At 70.8% G+C, this 23,078-nt stretch carries 19 protein-coding genes; 9 read left to right on the top strand and 10 right to left on the bottom strand.

Annotated elements, in window-relative coordinates; translation table 11 throughout:
• The 3 genes from FNH05_RS08435 to groL all read left to right on the top strand — a co-directional run.
• Positions 1 to 546, top strand: a 546-nt coding sequence (locus FNH05_RS08435; protein ID WP_144586769.1) for a metal-sulfur cluster biosynthetic enzyme, incomplete at its 5' end; no start/stop codon positions are given.
• Positions 543 to 1,568, top strand: a complete 1,026-nt coding sequence (locus FNH05_RS08440; RefSeq protein ID WP_144586770.1) for an NAD(P)-dependent alcohol dehydrogenase — start codon at positions 543 to 545, stop codon at positions 1,566 to 1,568. The genes FNH05_RS08435 and FNH05_RS08440, both read left to right, overlap by 4 nt.
• Before the next feature lie 52 nt (positions 1,569 to 1,620).
• Positions 1,621 to 3,270, top strand: a complete 1,650-nt coding sequence (groL, locus tag FNH05_RS08445; RefSeq protein WP_144586771.1) for a chaperonin GroEL — start codon at positions 1,621 to 1,623, stop codon at positions 3,268 to 3,270.
• A gap of 258 nt (positions 3,271 to 3,528) precedes the next feature.
• On the opposite strand, the gene FNH05_RS08450 is transcribed toward groL, so the two are convergent.
• The 8 genes from FNH05_RS08450 to FNH05_RS38800 all read right to left on the bottom strand — a co-directional run bounded on the left by FNH05_RS08450 (position 3,529) and on the right by FNH05_RS38800 (position 13,041).
• Positions 3,529 to 3,855, bottom strand: coding sequence for a putative quinol monooxygenase (locus tag FNH05_RS08450; RefSeq protein WP_144586772.1), 327 nt, complete (start codon positions 3,853 to 3,855; stop codon positions 3,529 to 3,531).
• Positions 3,856 to 4,004: 149 nt separating this feature from the next.
• The gene (locus tag FNH05_RS08455) at positions 4,005 to 5,126 is read right to left on the bottom strand and encodes a hypothetical protein (RefSeq protein WP_144586773.1); all 1,122 of its coding nucleotides are present in this window, start codon (positions 5,124 to 5,126) and stop codon (positions 4,005 to 4,007) included.
• Between the two features lie 371 nt (positions 5,127 to 5,497).
• Positions 5,498 to 8,272: an alkaline phosphatase family protein gene (locus FNH05_RS08460; RefSeq protein WP_144586774.1), complete on the bottom strand. Its 2,775-nt coding sequence runs from the start codon at positions 8,270 to 8,272 to the stop codon at positions 5,498 to 5,500.
• Positions 8,273 to 8,276: 4 nt separating this feature from the next.
• Positions 8,277 to 9,635, bottom strand: coding sequence for an ABC transporter permease (locus tag FNH05_RS08465; protein ID WP_144586775.1), 1,359 nt, complete (start codon positions 9,633 to 9,635; stop codon positions 8,277 to 8,279).
• Positions 9,632 to 10,573 carry an ABC transporter ATP-binding protein gene (locus FNH05_RS08470; protein ID WP_144586776.1) on the bottom strand — a complete coding sequence of 314 codons (942 nt, stop codon included), beginning with the start codon at positions 10,571 to 10,573 and terminating at the stop codon, positions 9,632 to 9,634. Before FNH05_RS08470 ends, FNH05_RS08465 begins: the two co-directional genes overlap by 4 nt.
• Before the next feature lie 313 nt (positions 10,574 to 10,886).
• Positions 10,887 to 11,657 carry an enoyl-CoA hydratase/isomerase family protein gene (locus tag FNH05_RS08475; RefSeq protein ID WP_144586777.1) on the bottom strand — a complete coding sequence of 257 codons (771 nt, stop codon included), beginning with the start codon at positions 11,655 to 11,657 and terminating at the stop codon, positions 10,887 to 10,889.
• Positions 11,657 to 12,199 carry a hypothetical protein gene (locus tag FNH05_RS08480; RefSeq protein WP_246127607.1) on the bottom strand — a complete coding sequence of 181 codons (543 nt, stop codon included), beginning with the start codon at positions 12,197 to 12,199 and terminating at the stop codon, positions 11,657 to 11,659. Before FNH05_RS08480 ends, FNH05_RS08475 begins: the two co-directional genes overlap by 1 nt.
• A gap of 224 nt (positions 12,200 to 12,423) precedes the next feature.
• Positions 12,424 to 13,041 (bottom strand): hypothetical protein, encoded by a 618-nt coding sequence (locus FNH05_RS38800; RefSeq protein WP_222426551.1) that lies wholly within the window; start codon positions 13,039 to 13,041, stop codon positions 12,424 to 12,426.
• Between the two features lie 150 nt (positions 13,042 to 13,191).
• Between FNH05_RS38800 and FNH05_RS08490 the strand changes: the two genes are divergently transcribed.
• Positions 13,192 to 14,604 carry a serine/threonine-protein kinase gene (locus tag FNH05_RS08490; protein WP_186382447.1) on the top strand — a complete coding sequence of 471 codons (1,413 nt, stop codon included), beginning with the start codon at positions 13,192 to 13,194 and terminating at the stop codon, positions 14,602 to 14,604.
• Between the two features lie 12 nt (positions 14,605 to 14,616).
• Here FNH05_RS08490 and FNH05_RS08495 read toward each other — a convergent pair whose 3' ends face one another.
• Positions 14,617 to 16,218: a PucR family transcriptional regulator gene (locus tag FNH05_RS08495; protein ID WP_144586780.1), complete on the bottom strand. Its 1,602-nt coding sequence runs from the start codon at positions 16,216 to 16,218 to the stop codon at positions 14,617 to 14,619.
• A gap of 108 nt (positions 16,219 to 16,326) precedes the next feature.
• On the opposite strand from FNH05_RS08495, the gene pruA reads away from it, so the two are divergent.
• Both pruA and FNH05_RS08505 read left to right on the top strand, forming a co-directional pair.
• Positions 16,327 to 17,952, top strand: coding sequence for an L-glutamate gamma-semialdehyde dehydrogenase (gene pruA, locus FNH05_RS08500; protein WP_144586781.1), 1,626 nt, complete (start codon positions 16,327 to 16,329; stop codon positions 17,950 to 17,952).
• 20 nt (positions 17,953 to 17,972) lie between these two features.
• On the top strand, positions 17,973 to 18,881 hold the full coding sequence (locus tag FNH05_RS08505; protein ID WP_144586782.1) for a proline dehydrogenase family protein: 909 nt from the start codon (positions 17,973 to 17,975) through the stop codon (positions 18,879 to 18,881).
• A gap of 2 nt (positions 18,882 to 18,883) precedes the next feature.
• Here FNH05_RS08505 and FNH05_RS08510 read toward each other — a convergent pair whose 3' ends face one another.
• Positions 18,884 to 19,786 carry a MurR/RpiR family transcriptional regulator gene (locus tag FNH05_RS08510; RefSeq protein WP_144586783.1) on the bottom strand — a complete coding sequence of 301 codons (903 nt, stop codon included), beginning with the start codon at positions 19,784 to 19,786 and terminating at the stop codon, positions 18,884 to 18,886.
• Positions 19,787 to 19,944: 158 nt separating this feature from the next.
• Between FNH05_RS08510 and FNH05_RS08515 the strand changes: the two genes are divergently transcribed.
• The 3 genes from FNH05_RS08515 to FNH05_RS08525 are packed head-to-tail and all read left to right on the top strand — an operon-like array spanning position 19,945 to position 22,999.
• Positions 19,945 to 21,336 carry an MFS transporter gene (locus FNH05_RS08515; RefSeq protein WP_144586784.1) on the top strand — a complete coding sequence of 464 codons (1,392 nt, stop codon included), beginning with the start codon at positions 19,945 to 19,947 and terminating at the stop codon, positions 21,334 to 21,336.
• Entirely contained in the window at positions 21,333 to 21,776 is a 444-nt protein-coding gene (locus tag FNH05_RS08520; protein ID WP_144586785.1) for a GAF domain-containing protein, read from the top strand. Before FNH05_RS08515 ends, FNH05_RS08520 begins: the two co-directional genes overlap by 4 nt.
• Positions 21,773 to 22,999 carry a metal-dependent hydrolase family protein gene (locus tag FNH05_RS08525; RefSeq protein WP_144586786.1) on the top strand — a complete coding sequence of 409 codons (1,227 nt, stop codon included), beginning with the start codon at positions 21,773 to 21,775 and terminating at the stop codon, positions 22,997 to 22,999. The genes FNH05_RS08520 and FNH05_RS08525 overlap by 4 nt, the downstream gene beginning before the upstream one ends.
• Positions 23,000 to 23,078: the final 79 nt, after the last annotated feature.

Below are 23,078 nucleotides of genomic sequence, written 5' to 3' on the forward strand. Positions count from 1 at the left end.
GGGCGGGTCCGGGTGCTGCTGGACGATCACCACGATTCCGGCAAGATCAACGACGGCATCGCCGCCGGGCTCGGTTACGTCGGGACCTTCGGCGCCGAGGCGGAAAGCGGTCTCGGCGAACTGCGCCGCACCTTCCAGCGCAAGGCGCACCTCGCCGCGATGGAACGGTGCTGCCGGTCCGTCCTCGCGAGTGGTGCCTGGACGCTCGAGGAGCTGGCGCTCCTCGAACTGTTGGATCTGCCGGAAGGCCCGCTCAAGTCCGCCCTGCTGCGGCGGCGCGAGGCCATCGGGCTGCCCAGCCATCCGCACGCCCGCGTGCTGGTCGACCACGAGGGCAACCCGATCCCGCGGTCGGACGTGGCGCTCCGGCTGCGGCTGGCCGCGGCCACCCGCGTCTCCCTCGAAGGCAACGCCCATTTCTGCCGGGGCCTGCTCGCCACCCGCTACGGCTGTGCCGATCCTGCCGATCCTGCCGAGCCTGCCGATCCCGAAGCCGGCGCCACCGGCTTCGCCCCGGTCGTCACCAACACCAGGAGCCAGTCATGAAAGCCGCACAGGTCACCGGGTACCACCGGAACCTCGAACTGCGCGACGTCGAGGAGCCCAAGATCTCCGGTCCGCTGGACGTGGTGGTCAGGGTCGGTGCCGCCGGTGTGTGCCGGACCGACCTCCACATCCTCGAAGGACAGTGGGCGGAAAAGTCCGGCGTCACCCTGCCTTACACGATCGGCCACGAAAACGCGGGCTGGGTGCACGCGGTCGGCGATGCGGTGACGAACGTCGCCGTGGGGGACAAGGTGATCCTCCACCCGCTGATGACCTGCGGCCTGTGCCGGGCCTGCCGCCTCGGCGACGACGTGCACTGCGAGAACTCGCGCTTCCCCGGAATCGACACCCACGGCGGTTACGCCGAATACGTGCTCACCTCGGCCCGTTCCTGCGTCAAGCTCGACGACAACCTGGAGCCCGCGGACGTCGCCGCGCTCGCCGATGCCGGGCTGACCGCCCAGCACGCCGCCGCGAAGGCGGCACGGGTGCTGCGGCCCGGCGAAGTCTGCGTGATCGTCGGCGCGGGCGGCCTCGGCCATATCGGCATCCAGTGCATGAAGGCGATGAGCGCGGCGACGCTCGTCGTGGTGGACCGCAACCCCGCGGCGCTCGCACTGGCCCGGCAGGTCGGTGCCGACGTCACCGTCGTCGCCGACGGATCCCACGTCGACGCGGTCCTCGACCTGACCGGTGGCCACGGTGCCGAGGCGGTCCTCGACTTCGTCGGCGAAGGCGGGTCGACCTCCGAAGGCGTCCGGATGCTGCGGCGCGCGGGCAACTACTACGTCGTCGGATACGGCGAGAACATCAACGTCCCGACCATCGACATCATCTCGGCCGAAATCAACTTCATCGGCAACCTGGTCGGCTCGTACACGGATCTGCAGGACCTGATGGCGCTCGCCGCGCAGGGCCGGGTGAAGCTGCATACCGCCCGGTACCGCCTCGACGAGTTCCAGCGGGCGATCGACGATCTGGCCGCGGGCAAGGTCCGCGGCCGCGCGATTCTCATCCCCTGATTCCGGTTCGCCCCACCTCGACACCAGTCGCACGGAAAGGAAGCAGGTCATCATGGCGAAACAGCTGCGGTTCAGCGACGATGCGCGGCGCCGGCTCGAATTCGGCGTCAACACCCTGGCCGACGCGGTGAAGGTCACCCTCGGGCCCAAGGGCCGCAACGCGGTGCTGGAGAAGCTGACCGGACCGCCGACCATCACCAACGACGGCGTGACCATCGCGCGGGAGATCCAGCTGGGGGAGCCGTTCGCCAACATGGGCGCCCAGCTGGTCAAGGAAGTCGCGATGAAGACCAACGGCGCGGTCGGCGACGGCACCACCACCGCGACCGTGCTCGCGCAAGCCATGGTGCGGGAGGGGCTGGCCGCGCTCGGCGAGGGCGCCAATCCGATGCGGGTGCGCCGCGGTATCGAGGAAACCGTCGAACTGGTGGTCGAATCCCTGCGTAAATCGGCTTCCCAGGTCACCGGTGAGGCCGAACTGGAGCGGATCGCGACGCTGGCGGCGAACGACGACGAACGGATCGGCCGGGCGATCGCCCAGGCGCTGGCCGCGGTCGGCCGGGAAGGCGTCGTCGAAGTGGAGGAGTCCGGCGAATCCGGACTGAAGGTCGAACTGGTGGACGGAATCGAGTTCGACCACGGCTACGTCTCGCCCTACATGGTTACCGACAAGGAGCGGATGGAGGCGAGTTTCGAGGCGCCGGTCATCCTGCTGACCAACAAGAAGATCAGCCAGGTACAGGAGCTGATGCCCACGGTGGAGGCGGCCCGCCGCCTCGACCGGCCGCTGGTGATCCTCGCGGAGAACGTGGAAGGCCCGGCGCTGCAGATGATCGTCAGCGGTAACGTGCACGGCACCTTCCGCTCGGTCGTGGTGCGCGCGCCCGGCTTCGGGCACCGGCGGGTGGCGGAGCTGGAGGACCTCGCCGCCGCGCTCGGCGGACGAGTGGTCAGCGAGGATTCCGGGGTCACGCTGACCGAGGTCACCGAGCGGGACCTGGGGCGCTGTGAGCACATCACGGTGACCGAGGAGTCGACGACCATCCTCGGCGGCGCCGGCGACGAGACGCTCGTGCGGTCGCGGATCGAGCAGCTGGAACAGCAGCTCAAGCGCGCCCGGATCGAGCACGACCAGGACAGCCTCCGGCTGCGCATCGCCAGGCTCTCCGGCCGCATCGCCGTCGTCCGTGTCGGCGCCGCGACCAGCGTCGAACTCAAGGAGCGGATGCTGCGCGTCGAGGACTCGCTGGCGGCGGCACGGGCAGCGTTGGAGGAAGGCGTTGTCGCCGGGGGCGGCGCCGCGCTGGCACAGGCCGCGCGCCGCCTCGACTCCGCCGATCACGACGCCGACATCGCGCAGGGGCGCGAGATCGTGCGCCTGGCACTCGGTGAACCGTTGCGCTGGATCGCGGCCAACGCGGGCTACGACGGCGACGAGGTGCTGACCCGGGTGGCCGAGATGGAGAACGGGCGCGGGTTCGACGCGCTCACCGGTGAGTACGGCGACCTCTTCGCCGCGGGCGTCATCGATCCGCTCAAGGTGACCCGCTCGGCCCTGGAGAGCGCGGCGTCCATCGCGGCCCTGGTGATCACCACGGAGACCGCCATCGTCGAGGAGGTGCTGGTGAACCCCGGAGCGATCATCGCTCCCGGCGTCGGCGACCTCGCCGAAGGCATGGTCCGCCCGTCGAACATCTACTGACGGCCGGGCCTGTCCCACCCTCCGGCGCTTGAGTTCCACGGGCGCGCCTGCCGCAGGCAGCCGTGAAGGGTCCCTTCACAGTCGATACGACTGTGAAGGGACCCTTCACGGCAACGGACGATCCCGTGAACGGAGAGCGGTGCTGCGGATGGACACCCGAGTCGCGCAGGCTCATCGGGCCTGCCTGGAGCGTGCCTGCCGTGAACTGACGCGGTCCGGCTGGCGGATCGACGTCCTGGACGGGACGGACCGGGCCGATCAGCCGGTGACAGCCAGTTCGCCCAGTTCCGACCAGTCGTCCTGCGCCAGCGTCGAGTTCACGATGCGCGGGGTCTCGGTGAGGAACCTCGGCAGTGTGCGCTGAGCGGCCTTGAAATGAGCGGACCGGACGTGTTCCGCGCCCGCCTCGTCGTCGCGGAATGCCTCGACCAGACCGTATTCGGCCGGATTCTCGGTGCCGCGGTACCAGTCGAACCACTGGCAACCCGGTTCGGCGCGGGTCGCCTCGGTGAACGCCCGTGAAATCTCGGGCCATTCCTCGGCGTGCTCCGGCTTGACGCGGAGCTTGGCGGTAATGAAGATCATGGTGACCCCTCCGGCGAAACGAGCCCTTTTTTCGGCATTTCGTTCGTGTTTATAGCAGCCGAAGCCGCGAGGAGCCGTCTCGATTTGAGACGAGAGGCCGGGCAAGAAAAAAGGGCCCGGCCGTGCGGCCGGGCCCCGTCTGCTGTCCGTCAGCGCTTCAGGTGCTTGAGCGCCTTGGTCAACGGGTCGGCCCACGGGGAGGCCAGATCCAGCCGCCGCAGTTCGTCGGCGTGCTGGACGGCGGCCAGTTCCGCCATCAGGCGGGCCCGCATGCGCTCGTCGTGCGCCGCGTTCGCGGCCCGCAGGGCGCGGGCCAGGCGGGTCTTGCGGAACGGGGTGACCCACGAAGCGCGGGCCAGGTGGGCGGCGCGGCGGGCGGCACGGTCCCGGGTGCGGGCCAGTGCGTCCCGCTCGTCGTCGCCCAGACCCAGCCGGGACAGGAACCGTTCCTTCAGCTCACGGCTGACCCTGGCCCAGGTGGTGACCCGCTGGCGCGTGTGCCGGAGTTCGATGCCGAGCGCCAGGTGCAGCATGACCACGCCGAGCACCGGTCCCAGCGCGACCCGCGCCAGGCCGGAGACGGGGCCTGCCAGGTCGAAGGCCATGTAGCCGGACGCGGCACACAGCGCCCACAGGATCAGGCGGGCCGGACCGGGCTTGCCGGTGCTGCGGATCCCGGCGCGCATGGCGAACCCGCACGCGATCAGCGCGACCTCCACCACGGCGAACATGGCGGCCCGCTCTTCGACGCTCGTGATCCCCAGCTTGATGCCGAAGAACCGCCACGAGGTGTCCACGGACACCAGCAGCGACATGAACGCCACGACGTAGAAGCCGAGCGAACCCTCCGGCGCCTTCCGCTTGGCCTTGGCGGGAGCCGCGGCGGTCGCGGTGCCCTGTCCGTCGGCGGCCCCCGCCGGCTCGGCCTGGGGTTCCGCGGCCGCCTCCACCGTTTCGACGGTGCGGCCCTTGTCCAGTTCCGCCAGCATTTCCGCGGACATGCGCGGCAGGTCGCCGGTGTCGCCCAAGCCGCGCTCGGCACGCCACTTGTTGACCTGGGTGGACACGTAGGACCGCTCGCGCTTGGGGTTGGCCACCACGCCGTAGGTCATCAGGAACGCCAGCACATCCGACGTCGACGGGTGGACCAGGGCCTCACAGGCGTAGCGGATCCGCTCGTCCATGGTGTTCAACATGGCCAGACGCGCGGCGTGGGCCGCGCTGCTGAGCACGTCCGCGGACGCAGCCTGCTGTTCGCTCTCGGTTTCCATGTAGCTATCCCTGCTATTCGAGTGCTCGGGCGAACTCTTCGGGGTGACCGCCGGCGACCCGCAGCGCTGCGATGATCACCACCGACTGCGGGTTTCGTCGGCCGGGGCCGGCCGACGCGCGCAGTGGGGCTGCGGTCAGGGCCTTCCCGGCTCCGACTGTGGTAAGAGTCGGAACACGGGTCGGCTTGGACTCGGGCAACGGGAATCCTCTCGTTCTCGTCGTCGCGGTTCGTGATCATAGCGGGTGCGCGGCATCATCCGAATGGGTCGTCCTCGAGATCTTCATCAGAACGCGATGTCACGAGAACGAGGGCCCCCGCCCGGCACCGGACGGGGGCCCTCCTGCCGCGATCGGCTACCGATCGGCTGCGTCAGCCGTCCGACTCCGACGACGGGAGGTAGGCACCGGGCACCTGGTCCGGCGCGAAGATCCGGTCCTCACCGGGGTAGGGCTGCGTCCACCCGTGCGCCTCGTACCACGTGAAGTGGTTCATCTGCGCCGGGTTGGCGTAGTCGGGGACCGCATCCGGCCCGGACAGGCGCTGGTGCGTCTTCCACTCGTCCCACTGCGCCGCCACCTGCCGCTTGTCCGCGGGCACGGTGTCCGAAGAGACTGCCGCGGCCGTCGCGCCGGTCGCGGTGCCCTGCGGTGCCGGGGTGTCCAGACCGCAGGCGGGCGGGGTCTTCAGACCCGCGGTCAGCGAGGTCTGGTTGGGCACGGCGGTGAACGGCGTTAAGTCCGGCGCCTGGGTGAACGCCGACCGCATCGGGGTGGCCGCGCTGTCCTTCTGGTTCATCGGCTTGATCCCGAGGATCTGCTCGATGGTCCGGATCATGGTGATCTGCGAGTAGTAGCGGCTGTCGACGACGCCGTGCCGGGCCCAGGGGCTGATGATCTGGATCGGGGCACGGTGGCCGTCGACGTGGTCGAGACCGGCCTGCGAGTCGTCCTCGACCACGAAGATCGCCGAGTCCTGCCAGTACCGGCTGTGCGAGATCGTGTCGACGATCTTGCCGACCGCGAGGTCGTTGTCCGCGACCTGGGCCGCCCCGCTCGCCGGGCCACCGGTGTGGTCGCTGGAGAGCCAGAACATGTTCAGGTTGGCGGGCCCGTTCTTCTCGAAGTCACGCTTCCAGATCTCGGCCCGGTAGATGTCCGGGACACTGGTGTCGAACTTCGGGAAGCCCTTCACCGACACGTCGTTGAGCGACGGGATCGGCGAGGTCGAGACCAGGGGGTAGGCGGTGTCCTGCCCGGTCGCCTCCATGTTCTTCGTGTCGCAGTACAGGTTCTGCCAGCTCGCACCGGCGGGCTTGGTGAGGAACTGCTGGAACTCGCCGAAGTTCCGCACGCTCCTGCCCGCCGCCTGCGCACCCGTCCAGAGGAAGCCGGTCCGCTGGTGGCCGAGGGCGTCGTCCTCGGTGTCGTAGCTGCGGACGTACTCACCGGCCGAGGACTCGGTGTATTCCGGGTTGTCGGCCTGCATCAGCCAGTTGTGGCCCTCGGCGGAGTTCGTGCCGATGTCGTAGGTGTTGTCGTAGAGCCCGAACTGCCGGGTCATCGCGTGCTGGTTCGGCGTCACGGCCTGGCCGAACTGCGCCAGCGACGGATCGCCGTTGCCTGCCGGGATGTCCCCGAGCACCTGGTCGTAGGTGCGGTTTTCCTTGACGATCAGGAAGACGTGCTTGATCGTCGAGGGCTCGCCGAGCCGCAGCGGGACCGGCACCGGCCTCGCGTGTTCCTTGCCTTCGGACAGCGTGACCGCACCGCCGTGCCAGCCGTTCTGGCTGAAGACCTTGCCCGTCTCGGACCTGATGACCCCGTCGTCCGGCAGTGTGAACCGCTGCACGCTCGACGTCGTGTCGTGGGTGCCGTGCCCGGCGGCGCTGGTGGGACGGCGGGCGTCGATACCGCGGGTGTTGGAGACGACCACCTCGTTGCCGACGGTGGTGATCTCCGAGGGGAAGTAGTCGGTCGGCAGCAGACCGACGTAGCCGACCGGCTCCAGCGGGCTCCGGTACCGGTAGACGGCGACCGCGTTGGCGCGGCCGAGCGTCACCAGCAGATGCCCGTCGTCGGTGAGTGTCACCGCGTCGGGCTCGTAGCCCACCGACGCCTCCGGCCACGGCTGGGTGGCGATGGTCTGCACGACCTTGTCGCGGCGGGTGTCGATGACCGACACGTCGTTGGTGGCGGTGTTGGTGACGAACAGCGCCCCGTTCTTGGCGTACAGGGCGGTCGGGTGCAGGCCGACGTCGATGCTTCCCGGCGCGGTGGCCGGGTTCGCCAGGTCGATGACGCTGACCGTGCCGGTCGTGGTCGCCGCGGTGGACTGGTCGGCCGGGACCTGCGTGCCGTAGGAGTTGATCGTGGGCTCGCCCGGTTTCGCCGGACGGCCGCCCTCGTTGCTGACGTAGAGCTTGGCGCCGACCAGCGCGAGGCCACGCGGGGCGTTGCCCACGGCCCAGCTCTGCTGGATCACCCCGGTCGCGGCGTTGAGGGCGACCACGCGGTTCTGGCCGTTGACCGCGGAGTACACGGTGGAGCCGTCGGGTGAGAACACCGCCTGGCCCACCAGGGCACGCTTGCCGCCGTCCGCGGGGATCGCGACGAAGACCGGGTTGGCGAGCGTGCCGTCCGGGTTCACGGTGAACTTGCGGTAGCCGTCGGCCTGCCCCAGCCACAGCTGCGCACCGTCGGGCGAGTACGTGGGGCCTTCCTGGCCCACGTCGTTGCCACTGATGCGCAGGTTCGCCGACGCGTTGTTGCCGACGAGCTGCTGCACACTCCAGTTCTTCACGTCCACGATGGCCAGCGCCATCCCGCCGTCGGCGAGCGAGGCCGCCAGGTGCTTCCCGTCGGGACTCACCGAGGACGACATGATCTTGCCGTTGTTGATGACGAGGCGGTCCCCGTAGGGGGCGATGAACTGGTCGCTGGAGATGACCTGGCCCTGATCGGTCAGCTGGCCGACCTGGTACGTGCCGAACTGGTGCGTCTGCGCGAGACCGATGCCGGTTCCGGCGGCGACGACGGCGAGCGTGGTCGTGCCCGCCGTCGCGAGGCGTACCTTGCGGCCGCCGCGTCTGCGGGGAAGGTCCGGACGGTCCTTCTCGGCACGCCGTCTGCGGCGTGTTACCTGCATGGGGTTATCCCTTCCGGTGGGTGGGGAGCAGTTCGACGTTGGCGTCGAACTGCCAGAGCGGGTTCGGTTCGTCCCCGGCCGGGGTCCGCACCTGGAAGTAGCCGTTCACTTCCTTCGGTCCGTCGCCGTCGGCCACGAACCGCCCGTCTGCGGTGACGTCGAGCTGGTAGATGGCCGTCCCCACGGCCTCGACGCCGGGGAGGTGCCAGGAAACGACGCAACGCCAGTCGTTGCCCGGTCCCTCGGGGGTGCGCAGGCCGCCGCCCCTGGTGCACGCCGCCGTGGCCCCCAGTTGCGCCTCGGTGACGTCGGGACGGTTGAGCTGGGCGGCCTGCAGGCGGTAGAGGTGGGCGAACGCGGTGGCGACCGAGTCCTGCACCTTGTCCTGCCCGATCCCGGAACCGGTGACCCCGGCCGCCGGGCCGATGATCCCGATCGTCAGGGCGAGCAGCCCAGCCAGTGGCAACAGCCCCACGGTGACCGCGCGGCGCCCGGAGCCGTCCTGCGTCGGGTTGGTGAAGTCGCGCTTCAGGAAAAGCAGCCAGGCCAGCGCGGTCGCGGTCAGTGCCCACACCAGGCTCACCGCGAGGGAGATCAGCAGCGGGCCGAGCTGGACCGGACTGGTGAACAAGCCGTTCCACGCGATGAACGCGTAGCTGGGCAGCGCGAGGCGGACGCCGACCGGCAGCGGCAGCATCTGGGCCGCTTCCATCGCGAGCGCGACGACGACGGGCAGCAGCAGTCCCATCGGGGACCGTCCTAACGCGACGGAACCGAGCAGCCCGATCGCGGCCAGCGCGAGCGTCGGGGCGAGCACGCAGACCCAGGCGAGCAGGACCTTCCCGGCGGCGTCCCCTGGCGCCAGCAGATGCCCGTCGAGGCCGGCGAGTGGCCGGCTGCCGACCGCCACGACCCCGCCCGCCGCGCTGGAGAGGGCAAGCCCGGCCACGAGCAGCAGGATGACGGTGAGGCTGGCCAGCGCCTTCGCCGCGAACAACCGCCGGGGCGAGCGGATCGCCACCAGCAGGTGGCGCCAGGTGCCGAGCCGGTCCTCGGCGGCGAACACGTCACCGGCGACCACCGAGGTCAGCAGCGGAAGCGCCCAGGTGCCCGCGAAACCGAGCATCACCAGCGAGCCGGCCCAGCCCGTGGCGTTCATCCAGCGGCCGAAAAGGGTGTCGACGGGAAGCGAACTCTGCTTGCTCACCACGGCGACGAAAAGCGCCGGTGCGATCCAGCAGGCGAGGACCAGCAGGCGCACGCGCCATTGCGCGAGCAGCTTGACCAGCTCGAAGCGGTAGGCGCGCGCCACCGTGACGGGGCGGGCGGCGACCGGCGGGGTGCCGGTGGTGGTCGCGGTCATCGGTCGGACTCCTGCTGCTCGGTGAGGGCGAGGAACGCGGCTTCGAGCGGGGACACCACGGGGGCGAGCTCGCGCACCGCGATGCCTTCGCGCACGAGCCGCACCACGAGTTCGTCGAGGGCGGGGACGAGCAGGCGCACCACGAGCACCTCGTCACCCCGCCGCGCCGTGACGTCCTCGACGACACGGACCCCTGGCGTGTCCTCGGCGAGCCTGCGGGTGGCTTCCGGATCCGAGGTCACCAGGCGATAGTCGAGTTCACCGTTCTCGGCGGACAGCTTGTTCAGGGGACCGGAGAAGACGACCCGTCCGGTCGCGAGGATCGTGACCTCGGAGCACAGTGCCTCCAGGTCGTCCATCCGGTGGCTGGAGAGCACCACGGTGGTCCCGTCCGCCGCGAGCCGGGTGAGTACACCGTGGACGTGCCTTTTGCCCGCGGGGTCGAGGCCGTTGGAAGGCTCGTCGAGTACCAGCAGCCGTGGCCTGGTGAGCAGGGCGGCGGCGAGCCCGAGCCGCTGGCGCATGCCGAGGGAGAAACCCCGGACGCGGTCGTCCGCGACGTCGGTGAGCCCGACCTGGTCGAGCACGTCGCCGACCCCCGCCGTCCGCGCGTCACGGCCGCGGAGGGCGGTCAGGGCGGCGAGGTTCTGCCTGGCCGTGAGCGAGGGGTACAGACCGGGCCCGTCCACGAAACCGGCCACCCCGTCGGGGGCGGCCAGCGCCCGTCCGACCGGCGTGCCCAGGATCTCGAGACGGCCCTCGTCGGCGACGGACAGGCCCAGCAGCAGGCCGAGGAGCGTCGTCTTCCCGGCGCCGTTCGGGCCGACCAGCCCGTGGATCTGCCCCTGCGCCACATCCAGATCGACGCCGTCGAGCGCGATGACCTCGCCGAACCACCGGGTGATCCCGCGCGCCCGGACCGCGAGCGTGGTGTCCATGGCTCCCTCTCTTCGTAACCTTCCGGGAACTTAGGGAGAGCAAATGACGCAGGCAGGGGTGTTTGTTGAACGTGCGGGGAACGGAGGACGACCGGTGTCGGACGCGTCGATGCCCTGTCGTTGACGGGCGCGCTCACGCCGGTGTCGGGTGTCCTCAAGGTGGCCTTGAGGACACGCACTTGACACGAACAGCGCCGATTCCCCGTTGACGGGCGTATGAGAAAGCGCTTCATCAGCGGCCAGCTGTCCACAGTGGCCGGGGCGCGGGCGGGAGAACCGGTGATTCCCGCGTGGCCCGCGCGGCGAGGCGGGGCTACCCCTGGTTCCTGCTACCTCCCGAACCGATCGTGCGGTCCAGGAAGGCCTGGATCCGCCCGTCGGTCGCCGCGGCGGTCCACAGTGCCCCGAGTTCGGATTCGGTCAGCCCGTCGAGTCGTTCGTGCACCTCACGACGGACCTGTGCCTTGGTATAGCGGAAGGTGTCGGCGGGGAAGGCGGTGGCCAGCTCCTCGGCCACGGCCACCGCCCGGTCCAGCAGGGCGTCCGGTGCGCACAGTTCGTCCACCAGGCCCAGCGCGAGTGCGGCTTCGGGATCGTGGTTGGTGCCGTCGAAGATCGTCTGACGCGCGCGGACCGGCCCCAGGGTGAACCGCATGATTTCCAGTGCCGTTTCGGGGAACGGCACTCCGACCCGCAGTTCGGGGACGCCGACGACGCCGGTTCCGGTGGCCATGATCCGGTGGTCGCAGGCCGCGGCGAGCACGCAGCCCCCGGCGATCGCGTGCCCGTTGACCGCGGCCACCACCGGTTTGCCGAGATCGAACACGGCTCGGAAGGCGCCGCTGAGCGCGGGCAGGAATTCCGCCACGTACGCGGCGCCGCCGTCCACGACGCGCCTGAGGTCGACGCCCGCGGAGAACGCGCGCCCGGCACCGGTCACCACCACGGACCGGACCCCCTCCCGGCCGTCCAGTTCGCGCATCGTCCGCTCGATCGCCCGGCACAGCTCGGTGTCCAGCGCGTTGACCTTGCCGTGGGCCAGCCGCACCACCGCGACGCCGCCCACCACCTCGACTTCGGTCATCACCATTGCGGGGGCTGTCCGAATCCGGGCGGCTGCTGGCCGTAGGCGGGCGGCTGCTGGACCGACGGGGGCTGGTTACCCCAGGCGAGCCAGCGGCCGGTGATCGGCAGTGCCGCCAGGATCACGGTCGCGATCGCCGGGATCAGCACGACGAAGAGGCCGCCCGCGGTGGCGCCCATCATCTCGGCGTTGGAGAGGCGGGACGAGTAGATGCCGCTGGACCACACCGCGGCCAGGGCGATGATCCCCTGCGCGATCTGCACCGCGCTGCCGGTGAGGACGAGCCATCGTCCCGGGGTCTTGCGCATGAACAGCAGCACCGCGCCCGGCCCGAGCGTGATCACCTCGATCACGTACGCGATCGCCTGCATCCAGCCGACCCAGGCCAGTTTCGTGTGCGCCAGCATGTCGAGCGTGCTGAAGTTGCGGATCGCGAAGAGGATGCCGAAGAGCGCGCCCGCCGCGGCGAGCACGCCGGCCGCGATCGCGGTACCTCCGCTGGGCTTCCGCTGGAGGTCCACACCACCCGGGTACTGCGGCATGCCGGGATACTGGCCCGGCGGTGGCGGAAAGCCTTCGGGAGGCGGGTACTGCCCCGGCGGAGGTGGAAAGGTCATCGGCATCCCTCGAACAGATTGGCGCCGCCGGAACCGGCCCAGCGCTGGCCTCCCGGATGGTACCCGTTCCAGTGTGCCCTGTTGTTGCGATTTCGCCTCGGTGGCTCACCGAGTGATCACCACGACACCGCCCACCATCTCGACTTCGATCACGACAGGCCCGGGGGCTGCTGGCCGTAGCCGGGAGGCTGGGGCGGAAAGCCGGGTTGCTGCTGCCCGTAGGCCGGGGGCTGTTGTGCGTAGAGAAGAGGCAGCGGGACCGCGGGCAGCTGGTTGCGCGAGGCGAGCCAGCGCCCGGTGATCGGCAGTGCCGCCAGGATCGCGGTCGCGATCGCTATGGCCAGCACGAGGAAGATCCCGCCCGCGTTCCCGCTCATCATCGCGGCGCTGGACAGGCCGCTCGACCACAGGATGATCAGGGCGATGATGCCCTGCGCGATCTGCACCAGGCTGCCGGTGAGCACGAGCCAGCGTCCGAGTGGCTTGCGCAGGAACAGCACCACCGCGCCGGGGCCGAGCGTGAGGACTTCGATCAGGTAGGCGAACGCCTGCGTCCAGCCGAGCCAGGTGAACCTCGTGCCGCCCAGACCGACCGCCAGGCCGAAGGTGTCGATCACGAAGGTGAGGGCGAGGGCGGAGCCCATCGCGGCGAGCGCCCCGGCGGCGATCGCGGTGCCCGCGCTGGGGCGCGGCTGGATCGTCTGGTTCACTCCACCCGCGTACTGCGGCATGCCGGGGTAATGCCCCGGCGGAGGCGGATAGGTCATCGACATCCTTCGCAAGGAGTGGCGTTGCCGGAACAGGCCAGGCGCTGGCCATCGGATGCTACCCGCCTTAAAGTGCCGCGATGGCGGGATTGTGCCTCGATGGCCCACCGAAGTGGTCATGGCGGCGCCGGCACGGACGGGGAGTGCACGATGGAACCCTTGGGGGCCGGGGATCCGGTTCGGATCAGCGGTTACCGGCTGGAAGGCCGGCTCGGGGCGGGCGGTATGGGGCAGGTGTACCTGGGCACCGCCACCGACGGCAGGCAGGTCGCCCTGAAGGTCATCCGCCGGGAACTGGTCGACGACCCGGAGTTCCTCGTGCGGTTCCGCCGGGAGGTGGCGGCCAGGATGGCGGTCTCCGGCAGGCACAGCGTTCCGGTCATCGGAGCCGACCCCGACGGTGACCCGCCATGGCTGGCCAGTGTGTACGTTCCGGCGCCGTCGCTGGCCGAAGCCGTCGCGGACCGCGGGCCGCTGCCCGAGGCCGAGGTGCTGCGGCTGGCCGCCGGGCTCGCCGAGGCGCTGAAGACGATCCACGAAGCGGGGCTCACGCACCGCGATCTGAAGCCCGGCAACATCCTGCTGGCCGAAGACGGACCGCGCGTGATCGACTTCGGGCTCGCGGTCAGCGCGGACAACACGGCGCTGACCAGGACCAACATGGTGATCGGCACGCCGGGGTACCTGGCGCCGGAGCGGATCAAGGGGGAGGAGGTGGGCCCGGCGTCGGACGTCTACGCCCTCGGCGCCGTGCTCACGTTCGCGGCCACCGGCCGGGCACCGCACGGTGAAGGCTCGTTCGCCACACTGGTGTACCGGATCCTTTCCCAGGAGCCCGATCTGGCCGGGATCCACGGGCTTCTGCGCCGGGTGGTCAGCGCCTGCCTCGCCACGGAGCCGGTGCTCCGGCCCGGCCCCGAGGGGATCCTGCGGATGCTCGCGGGCGACACCGGCCCCGAGACCGTTCCCCCGCCAGACAACAAGCCGCCCGTGAAGAATCCGCCCACGAAGAAGCTGACCGGGCCGGGAGAGCGGCGCCCGAGCGGCTGGGTGGTCGCGCGACGCAGGCTGGTCAAAGGGTTCTGGATGGTGGTGGGCACCGCGGTCATCGCCACCATCGCCGTCTTCGTCTGGCACAGCGTGAGAATCGAGTACCACCTTTTCGGCAAGGACGATGCCGCCCGGTATCTCGGCGTCTTGCCGGGGACGGTGTTCGAGACGGAGAATTCCATCACCCCGGACGGAAACCATTTCGCCCACAGCTATCAGTGGAACCCGATCGGCGACGGCGAGCGGTCGGTCCTCTACCGGATCCGTGAGTACGAGGACGCCGACGCCGCGGGGAGCAAGGTCCAGTTGCCTGCCGGGGCTTCGCTCGTTCCGCTGCCGAACGGCTCCAACGCGGTCATCCAACCCGGCAGCACCGGCTGCGTACTCCAACTCCAGAACGACGATCTGCTGATCGAGGTCTACTTCACCCTGGACACCGCCAAGGGCGACAGGTGCGCCCCCGCCCGCGACGCGGCGAGCCTCCTCGACGAGCGTCTGGGCGAGTTCCCGTGATGTCGGCTCCGGTCAGCGGGGAGCCGAATCGGGCGGCAGCCGCAGTTGCAGCGACGCGAACAGGCGCAGCAACGGGTCGTCCAGGTCGAGACCGGCCACCTCCGCGGCCCGCCGGACCCGGTGGCGCAGGGTGTTCGGGTGCACCCGCAACCGCGCGGCGGCCGCACGGACGTCGCCGAGCGCGTCGAAGTAGGCCAGCAGGGAAGGGGCCAGCGCGGTGTCGTGCCGGGCGTCGTGGTCCCGCAGCGCCGTCAGCCGTGGATCCCGCAGGTAGGGCTGTTCCGCGAGGACGGCGAGCGTTTCGCTGACGAGGACCTGTGACCGTACGTCGGCGAGCGTCGCGACGTCGAGGTCCACATCGCGGCCCATCGCGTCGAGCACCCGGTCCGCCTCGCGGCGGGACGCGCCCACTTCGTCCATTGTGGACACCGTGGCGCCGATGGCCGCCCGCACCCGCATCCCCGGATGCCGTGCGGCGGCGCCCACGATCTCCTGGGTCAGGCCGAGCAGGGCGCGGCCCGCCTGCGGGGCCAGATCCGGCAGGAGCGCGTAGCTGCGGTCGCCGAGCTGGCTGACCAGGGCACTGCGGCGGTAAGCCGCGGCGTGCACGGAGATCACCGCCGCCAGTGCCGAGCGCCGCAGCTCCCATTCCGTCCGGTCGACCGGATCGCCGTCGCGCACGGCGAAGGCCACGACCGCGACCGGTTTCCCGGGATCCGCGCCGATCTGCCGGGCCACCGAGGCCGCATCGCTGCGGCCGTCGAGCAGCGCCGCCAGCAGGTTCTCCCGCAACCGGGCGCTGGTCCCGGCCGGGCTGCGCCGCTGCACCAGGTGCAGCGCGACCACCCGCGCGGCGCCCGCCAGCGCCCGTTCGGCGCGCTCCGCCAGCGGGGCCGCCCCCTCCTGCACCCAGATCGCGCCCAGTGGCCGCCCGCCGGCGTGCACCCCGACCGCCAGGCGGCGCCGGATGCCCAGGTCCGCCCGCTCCTCGACGCGCACCACCTCCCCGGTGGTGCGCAGCCTTTCGTAGACCCCCCACTCGTGCAGCATGGCCAGGTACTGTTCCGGTCCCTTCCTGCCGAGGATCGACAGCCTGCGCAACTCGTCCACTTCGTCGGCGGAACGCGAGTACGCCAGCACGCGGCTCGCGGTGTCCTCGATGCTGACGCTGCCCCCGGTCAGCGCCGCGATCGTCTGGGCCAGGGCGAACAGATCGCCGACGGGCTCGGCGGCGTCGTCGTCCGTCCCGCCGCGCAGGGTGTCCAGCACCTCCCGCACGAGTGCCGCCAACTGCTCCCAGCGCGCTTCGGCCGCCACGGCGAGCAGCGCGACACCGGCGTCGGTCGCCGCGGCGCGCAGCAGGGGCAGCGCGGAGGGGGATTCGACCTTCACCGCGACACCGGCCGCGCGGTGCCGTCCCGCGGCCTTGATCAGGGGCAGCGCGGCGCGGCCCCGCGCGCCGATCACCAGCGCGAGGTCTCCGGGGCGCACTCCGGGGGTGTCCTCGGGCTCGACCACCACGACGTCCCGGATGCCGGTGTCCAGCCCGTCCGGGGCGACCTCCAGCTCGACCAGCGAATCGCCCAGGGCGATCAGGACCTGTCGCAGGCTCATTTCTTGTCCTTTCGGCCAAAGGGCTGACGGCAACCTTGGCGGAACGGACAAAGTCCGGCCGGGTCCGCGATTTTAGCGTTGCTCCCACAGGAAGCGAAGGGAGCAGTCGTGGATGCCGTGACCACCGTGCCGACCCCGGCCAACGAACCGGTGCTGCAGTACGCGCTGGGCAGTCCCGAGCGGGCCGGGCTCGAAGCCGCGCTCGCCGAACTCGGCGGGGAACGGTTCGAGTTCACCGCCACCATCGGCGGGCGGCAGCGCATGGGCGGCGGCCGCCGGGTCGACGTGGTGCAGCCGCACAACCACCGCGCCGTGCTGGGCACCCTCGCCTACGCGACGCGGCAGGACACCGAAGCCGCGCTGGCCGCCGCCCGCGCCGCGGCGCCCGCCTGGCGGGCACTGTCCTTCGACGACCGGGCGGCGATCCTGCTGCGGGCGGCCGATCTGCTGTCCGGTCCCTGGCGGGCGAAACTCAACGCGGCGACCATGCTGGGCCAGTCCAAGACCGCCTACCAGGCCGAGATCGACGCGGCCTGCGAACTGGCGGACTTCTGGCGGTTCAACGTGTCCTTCGCCCGCCGCCTGCTGGCCGAGCAGCCCGCCAGTGCGCCGGGCGTGTGGAACCGGACCGACCACCGTCCGCTCGAAGGCTTCGTCTACGCGATCACCCCGTTCAACTTCACCGCGATCGCGGGCAACCTGCCGACGGCACCGGCGCTGATGGGCAACGTGGTGCTGTGGAAGCCTTCCCCCACCCAGAGCCTGTCCGCGCACCTGACGCTGCGCCTGCTGGAGGCCGCGGGGCTGCCGCCCGGCGTGATCAACCTGCTGCCCGGCGACGGGGTCGCCGTCTCCGAGGTGGCACTGAACGCACCGGATCTCGCCGGGATCCACTTCACCGGTTCCACCCGGACCTTCCAGCACCTGTGGTCCCGGGTCGGTGCCAACATCGCGAGCTACCGCGCCTATCCGCGGCTGGTGGGGGAGACCGGCGGGAAGGACTTCGTACTGGCGCACCCGTCGGCGGACCTCGACGTGCTGCGCACCGCGTTGATCCGCGGCGCGTTCGAGTACCAGGGGCAGAAGTGCTCGGCGGCGTCGCGCGCCTACCTGCCCGAATCGCTGTGGAAGCGACTGAAGGACCCCTTCCTGGCCGAGGTCGAGGCCCTGACCGTCGGCGACGTGACCGACTTCGGCCACTTCATGGGTGCGGTGATCGACCGCCGCGCGTTCGACCGGCTCTCCGGCGTCCTGTCCCGGGCGCGGACGGACAGCGCGCTCGAAATCATCGCCGGGGGCACCGCGGACGACACCGACGGCTTCTTCGTCCGGCCGACCGTGATCGCCTCCGACGACCCCGCGCACGAGGTGTTCACCACCGAGTACTTCGGGCCCGTCCTCGCGGTGCACGTCTACCCCGACACGGATTACGAGCGGGTGATGGCGCAACTGGAGGGCGCGGCACCCTACGGTCTCACCGGCTCGGTCATCGCCACCGACCGCGCGGCGATCGCCCGGGCCAGCGGCGCGCTGCGGTTCGCCGCGGGGAACTTCTACATCAACGACAAGCCGACGGGAGCGGTGGTCGGCCAGCAGCCGTTCGGCGGCGGCCGCGCCTCCGGCACCAACGACAAGGCGGGCTCGATGCACAACCTCCTGCGCTGGGTCAGCCCCCGGTCCATCAAGGAGACCTTCGTGCCGCCCACCACCGTCGCGTACCCGCACCAGGGCTGAGGCCGAGGAGGAGGATCCCCATGCTGCGCAGTGTCCTGCTGGCCGCGGCCGGTTCGGCCGGATGCCGGTCGCTCGTCGAACGCACCCCGCTGACCCGGCCGCTGGTCGAACGGTTCGTCGCGGGGGATGCCGTGGACCAGGCCCTTCGGGTCACCGCCGCGCTGGCGGCGGACGGCCGTTTCGTGACGCTGGACCACCTCGGCGAAGACGTCACGGACGTCGCGACGGCCGAACTCACCGTGCGGGCCTACGTCGAACTCCTGCGGCGCCTGGCCGACCACGGGCTGGCCGGCCACGCCGAGGCGTCGGTGAAGCTGTCCGCCGTCGGGCAGCGGCTGCCCGGCGGCGACCGGATCGCGCTGGACAACGCCCGGCGCATCTGCGCCGCGGCCGCTTCGGCGGGAACCACCGTCACGCTGGACATGGAGGACCACACGACGACCGACGCCACCCTGGGTGCGCTGCGGGCGCTGCGGGAGGACTTCCCGTGGACCGGCGCGGTGCTGCAGGCCTACCTCAGGCGCACCGAACAGGACTGCCGCGAGCTGGCGGGCCCCGGTTCGCGTGTCCGGCTGTGCAAGGGCGCCTATGCCGAACCCGCTTCGGTGGCCTATCCGGAGAAGTCCGAAGTGGACCGCTCCTACGTGCGCTGCCTGCGGATCCTGATGGAGGGCGCCGGGTACCCGATGGTCGCCACGCACGATCCCCGGATGATCGCGGTCGCGGCCGAACTCGGCCGGAACCGCGCGGACTTCGAGTTCCAGATGCTCTACGGCGTCCGCGAACCCGAGCAGCGCCGCCTCGCCCGGACGCACCGGATGCGGGTGTACGTGCCCTACGGCGACCAGTGGTACGGCTATTTCATGCGGCGGCTGGCCGAACGCCCGGCGAACCTGGCGTTCTTCCTGCGCTCCCTGCTGCCGGGGTAGCCCTACGCCGAGTCGTCCTTGGAGACCGGCCGGGGGCCGGGGCGCCGGTGCAGGAGGTCGAACCGGGACCACATGGCCTCCGCCGCTTCGATCGATTCGGTGGTGCGAACCGGATCGACGGCGGCCAGTTGCGCGACGACCGCCTGCACCAGCGCCATGCCCGCGGTGAGGGAAGGGAAGAACGTCACGCCTTCGGCCGGGATCATCAGCACCCGTTCCGCCGCACCGGCCAGTGCGGGGCTGGCGGCGTCGGTGAGGACGAACACGCGGGCGCCGCGGTCGCGCGCTTCGTTCGCGGCGAGCACCGTGCTTTCGTACAGGCGCCAGAAGCTGATCGCCACGAGGACGTCGTCCGGGCCGAGCTTCGCCATGATGTTGGCGAGCTCGGCGTCCCCGTTCGTCACCGCGTGCACGTCGTAGCCCGCCAGCCGCGCGTTGTGCGCGAAGGCGATGCCGACGGCCGAGTAACTGCCGTCGGCGATCACCACGGTGCGGCGGGCCCCGGCGATTCCCTCGGCGACGCAACGGATCTCGTCCTCGTCGAAGCGCCGGTGCAGCAGGGCGAGACTGTCGAGGTCGCGGCGCAGCGAAGCGGAGGCGGGCGAGTCCGGCCCGTGGTGCTCCTCGGCCACCTGGGGGGCACTGAGCGACGACAGGTAGCGCGCCCGGAGCTCCTGCTGGAGTGCGGGCCAGCCCGCGAAACCCAGTGCCTGGGCGGTCCTGGTCACGGTGGCGACGTTGACCCCGGCGAGCTGGGCGAGCTCCCCGGTCGATCCGAACGAGGCACGGCGCGGCTGGGACACCAGCACTTCGAGCACGGCTGCCGCCTTCGGCCGCAGTCCCCGCGGGGGCAGCCGGTCCCGCAGCCACTCCTCGAGACCGTCGTGGTTTTCCTTCTCGTTCACTGAAGCCTCCCGTCACGAGCACACCACAGCCCTGGACGAGGCCGCTTCCCGGGCCGGGGAGCTCTGTTACGAGTATGCAAACGATATTGCAAATAGCTCTACTTGCAGCATACGTTGTCGGAACTCTTGTCGCTCCGACCTCCAGGGAAGGCGTTGTCATGACGCTGCTGGCACGACTGGACCGGCTCCCGCTGAGCCGTCCGCACTACAAACTGCTCCTCATCGGCGGACTCGGATACACCTTCGACGGCATGGACTCGGCCGTGGTCGCGTTCCTCCTGCCCAGCGCGAAAGCGGTGTGGCGGCTGAGCAACGGCGAACTCGGGCTGATCGGTTCGGCGACCCCGTTCGGCTTCCTGTTCGGCGCGATCGCGGCGGGCCTGCTCGGCGACCGCATCGGCCGCAAGAAGGTCATGATGTTCGCGCTGGCCTTCTACGCCCTGTTCTCGGTGGTCGCCGCCATGGCGCCGAACTACCAGGTCTTCCTCGGGGCACGGGTGCTCGCCGGTGCCGGGGCGGGGGCGGAAAGTGCCATCATCGCCCCGTTCCTGTCCGAGTTCGTGCCCGCGAAGCGGCGCGGCTGGTTCGTCGGCGCGCTGGCCGGGTTCTTCTCGTTCGGGTTCGTCGCGGCCGCGCTCCTCGGCCGGTTCGTCGTCTCGGCGATGCCCGAAGGCTGGCGTGTGGCGCAGGTGATCACCGCCGCGCCCATCGTGCTGCTGCTGTGGTGGCGCCGCTCGCTCCCGGAGTCGCCGCGCTTCCTGCTCGCGCAGGGCAGGCGCGCGGAGGCCGAGGAGGTCGTCGCGAAACTGGAGCGTGACGTGGAGAAGGCGACCGGCACGCAGCTGCCGCCCGTCCCGTCCCAGGCCGTCGCCTCGCTCACCGAGACCCCGAAGGTCAACCTGCTGACCGCACTGAAGTTCCTGTGGAGCCCGGCCATGGCGCGGCGGACCGCGGTGATCTGGGCGGTCTGGTTCGTGATCACCTTTTCCTACTACGGCTTCTTCTCGTGGATCCCAACCCTGCTGATCGAACGCGGGATCACGGTGACCAAGAGCTTCGAGTTCTCGATCATCATCTACCTCGCGCAGGTTCCGGGGTACTTCTCGGCCGCGTGGCTGTCCGAGCGGCTGGACCGCAAGCACACCATCGCGCTCTACCTGGCCGGTTCGGCGGTCAGCGCGTTCTGGCTGAGCCAGATGAGCCTGCCGTGGAGCATCACGCTGGCCGGGGCGGTGCTGTCGTTCTTCCTCAACGGCACCTACGCCGGGGTGTACTCCTACACGCCCGAGGTGTTCCCCACCTGGATCCGCGCCACCGGCACCGGACTGTCCAGTGCCTTCGGCCGCGTCGGCAGCATCCTGGCACCCACGATCATCGGCGTGTTCGCGGCGAGCCTCGGCTTCGGCGGCGTCTTCGGCCTCACCACCGCGGTGCTGGCGGCCGGGGTGGTCTGCGTGGTCGTGTTCGGGCTGTCCACCGCCGGCCGTTCACTGGAGGAGCTGACCGAGCGTGGGGCGGCCGCGACCGTCACGGAGAAGCTGGCGAAATGACAGAACTGTCCATAGTGGAGGATCGGGTGCGCGAGGAGATCGGTGTGCGGTTGTTCACCGTGCTGGCGTGGCTGCCCCGGCGACGGGTCCTGCGCCGGGTGTACAGCAGCCACCCCGGGGAATACCCGGTGGGCGGGGAAAAGAGTGTCGAGGTCGCCGAGGGCTGGCTGGCCCGGTGCATCGAAGGGCAGCGGCCCTACCTGGGAGCGGACCGCGCGGCGGTGCGCGAGGTGTTCGCCGATCACCGGCTGATTTCCGGACTCGGCTGCGGCGCGGTCATCAACGTGCCCGTGGTCGAAGAGGGCCGCACGCTGGGCGCGCTGGCCATCCTCGACGCCGAGGGCAGCTACGACGGGGAATCGGTCGCGGCGGCGGTGCAAGCGGCTCCGCTCGCCGTCCCCGCGCTGCGCGCGGTCCTGAGGGAAGCGGGTGAGTTGTGAACGACTCGCTGCTGGTGCGCAACGCCCTGCTCCTCGATCCCGGCACCGGGGAATACCGCGAAGGCGACTTGCGGTGCGCCGACGGCCGCATCGTCGAGACCGGGCCGGGACTGCGCGCGCCCGGCGTGCGCACCGTGGACGCCGGTGGGGCGGTGGTGCTTCCGGGGCTCATCGACGCCCACGTGCACGTCACCGCGTTCACCGCGAACCTGGGTTCGCTGCCGGAATCCTCACCGTCCTATGTGGCCGCCCACAGCGCCAGGATCATGCGCGGCATGCTGGCGCGCGGTTTCACCACGGTCCGTGACGCCTCCGGCGCCGACTACGGGCTGGCCGACGCGCAGGCGGAGGGGCTGTTCCCCGGACCCCGCCTGCTGTTCTGCGGGCGGGCGCTGAGCCAGACCGGCGGCCACGGCGACACCCGGGGACGCGGCACGCACCGGCACGACGACCATCCCTGCTGCGCGGGGCTGGGCCGGATCGCCGACGGTGTGGACGCCGTGCGGGCGGCGGCGCGGGACGAACTGCGCAAGGGGGCGCACCACATCAAGGTGATGGCCTCCGGCGGAGTCGCCTCGCCCACCGACCGGATCGACTCGACCCAGTACTCCGAGGAGGAACTCAGGGCCGTGGTCGAGGAGGCCGGGGCGGCCAACCGCTACGTGGCGGCGCACGCCTACACCGCACGGGCGGTGAACCGGGCGCTGGAGCTGGGCATCCGCTCCATCGAGCACGGCAACCTGCTCGACGACCGCAGCGTGGAGCTGTTCCGGGAACACGACGCGTTCCTGGTGCCGACGCTGGTGACCTACTGGGCCCTCAAACAGGAGGGCCGGGAGTACGGGTTGCCGGAATCGAGCTGGCGCAAGGTGGACGAGGTGCTCGGCGCGGGCCTGGCCGCGCTGGACCGGGCCGCTCGCGGCGGCGTGAAACTGGTCTTCGGCACCGACCTGCTCGGCGGGATGCACCGCCACCAGAACCACGAGTTCCGGTTGCGCGCCGAAGTGCAGCCGCCGCTCGAGGTGATCCGGTCCGCCACCTCGGTCGCCGCCGAACTGGTCGGCATGACGGGGGAAGCCGGCACGCTCGCCCCCGGCGCGCACGCCGACCTGCTGGTGGTCGACGGCGATCCGCTGGCCGACATCGGCGTGCTCGCCGAGCCGGAACACCTCCGGCACGTCATCCAGGCGGGCCGGATCGTGGGCGGCCACGGCACGCCCTGAACGGACCGGGGCCGGGGCTGCGGATTGCCGTGAAGGGTCCCTTGAGTTTTAACGTTTGGTTTTGGTTTTTGTCTTGTTT

The sequence above is a fragment of the Amycolatopsis rhizosphaerae genome (genome assembly GCF_007713715.1).
GTDB lineage: Bacteria > Actinomycetota > Actinomycetes > Mycobacteriales > Pseudonocardiaceae > Amycolatopsis_E > Amycolatopsis_E rhizosphaerae.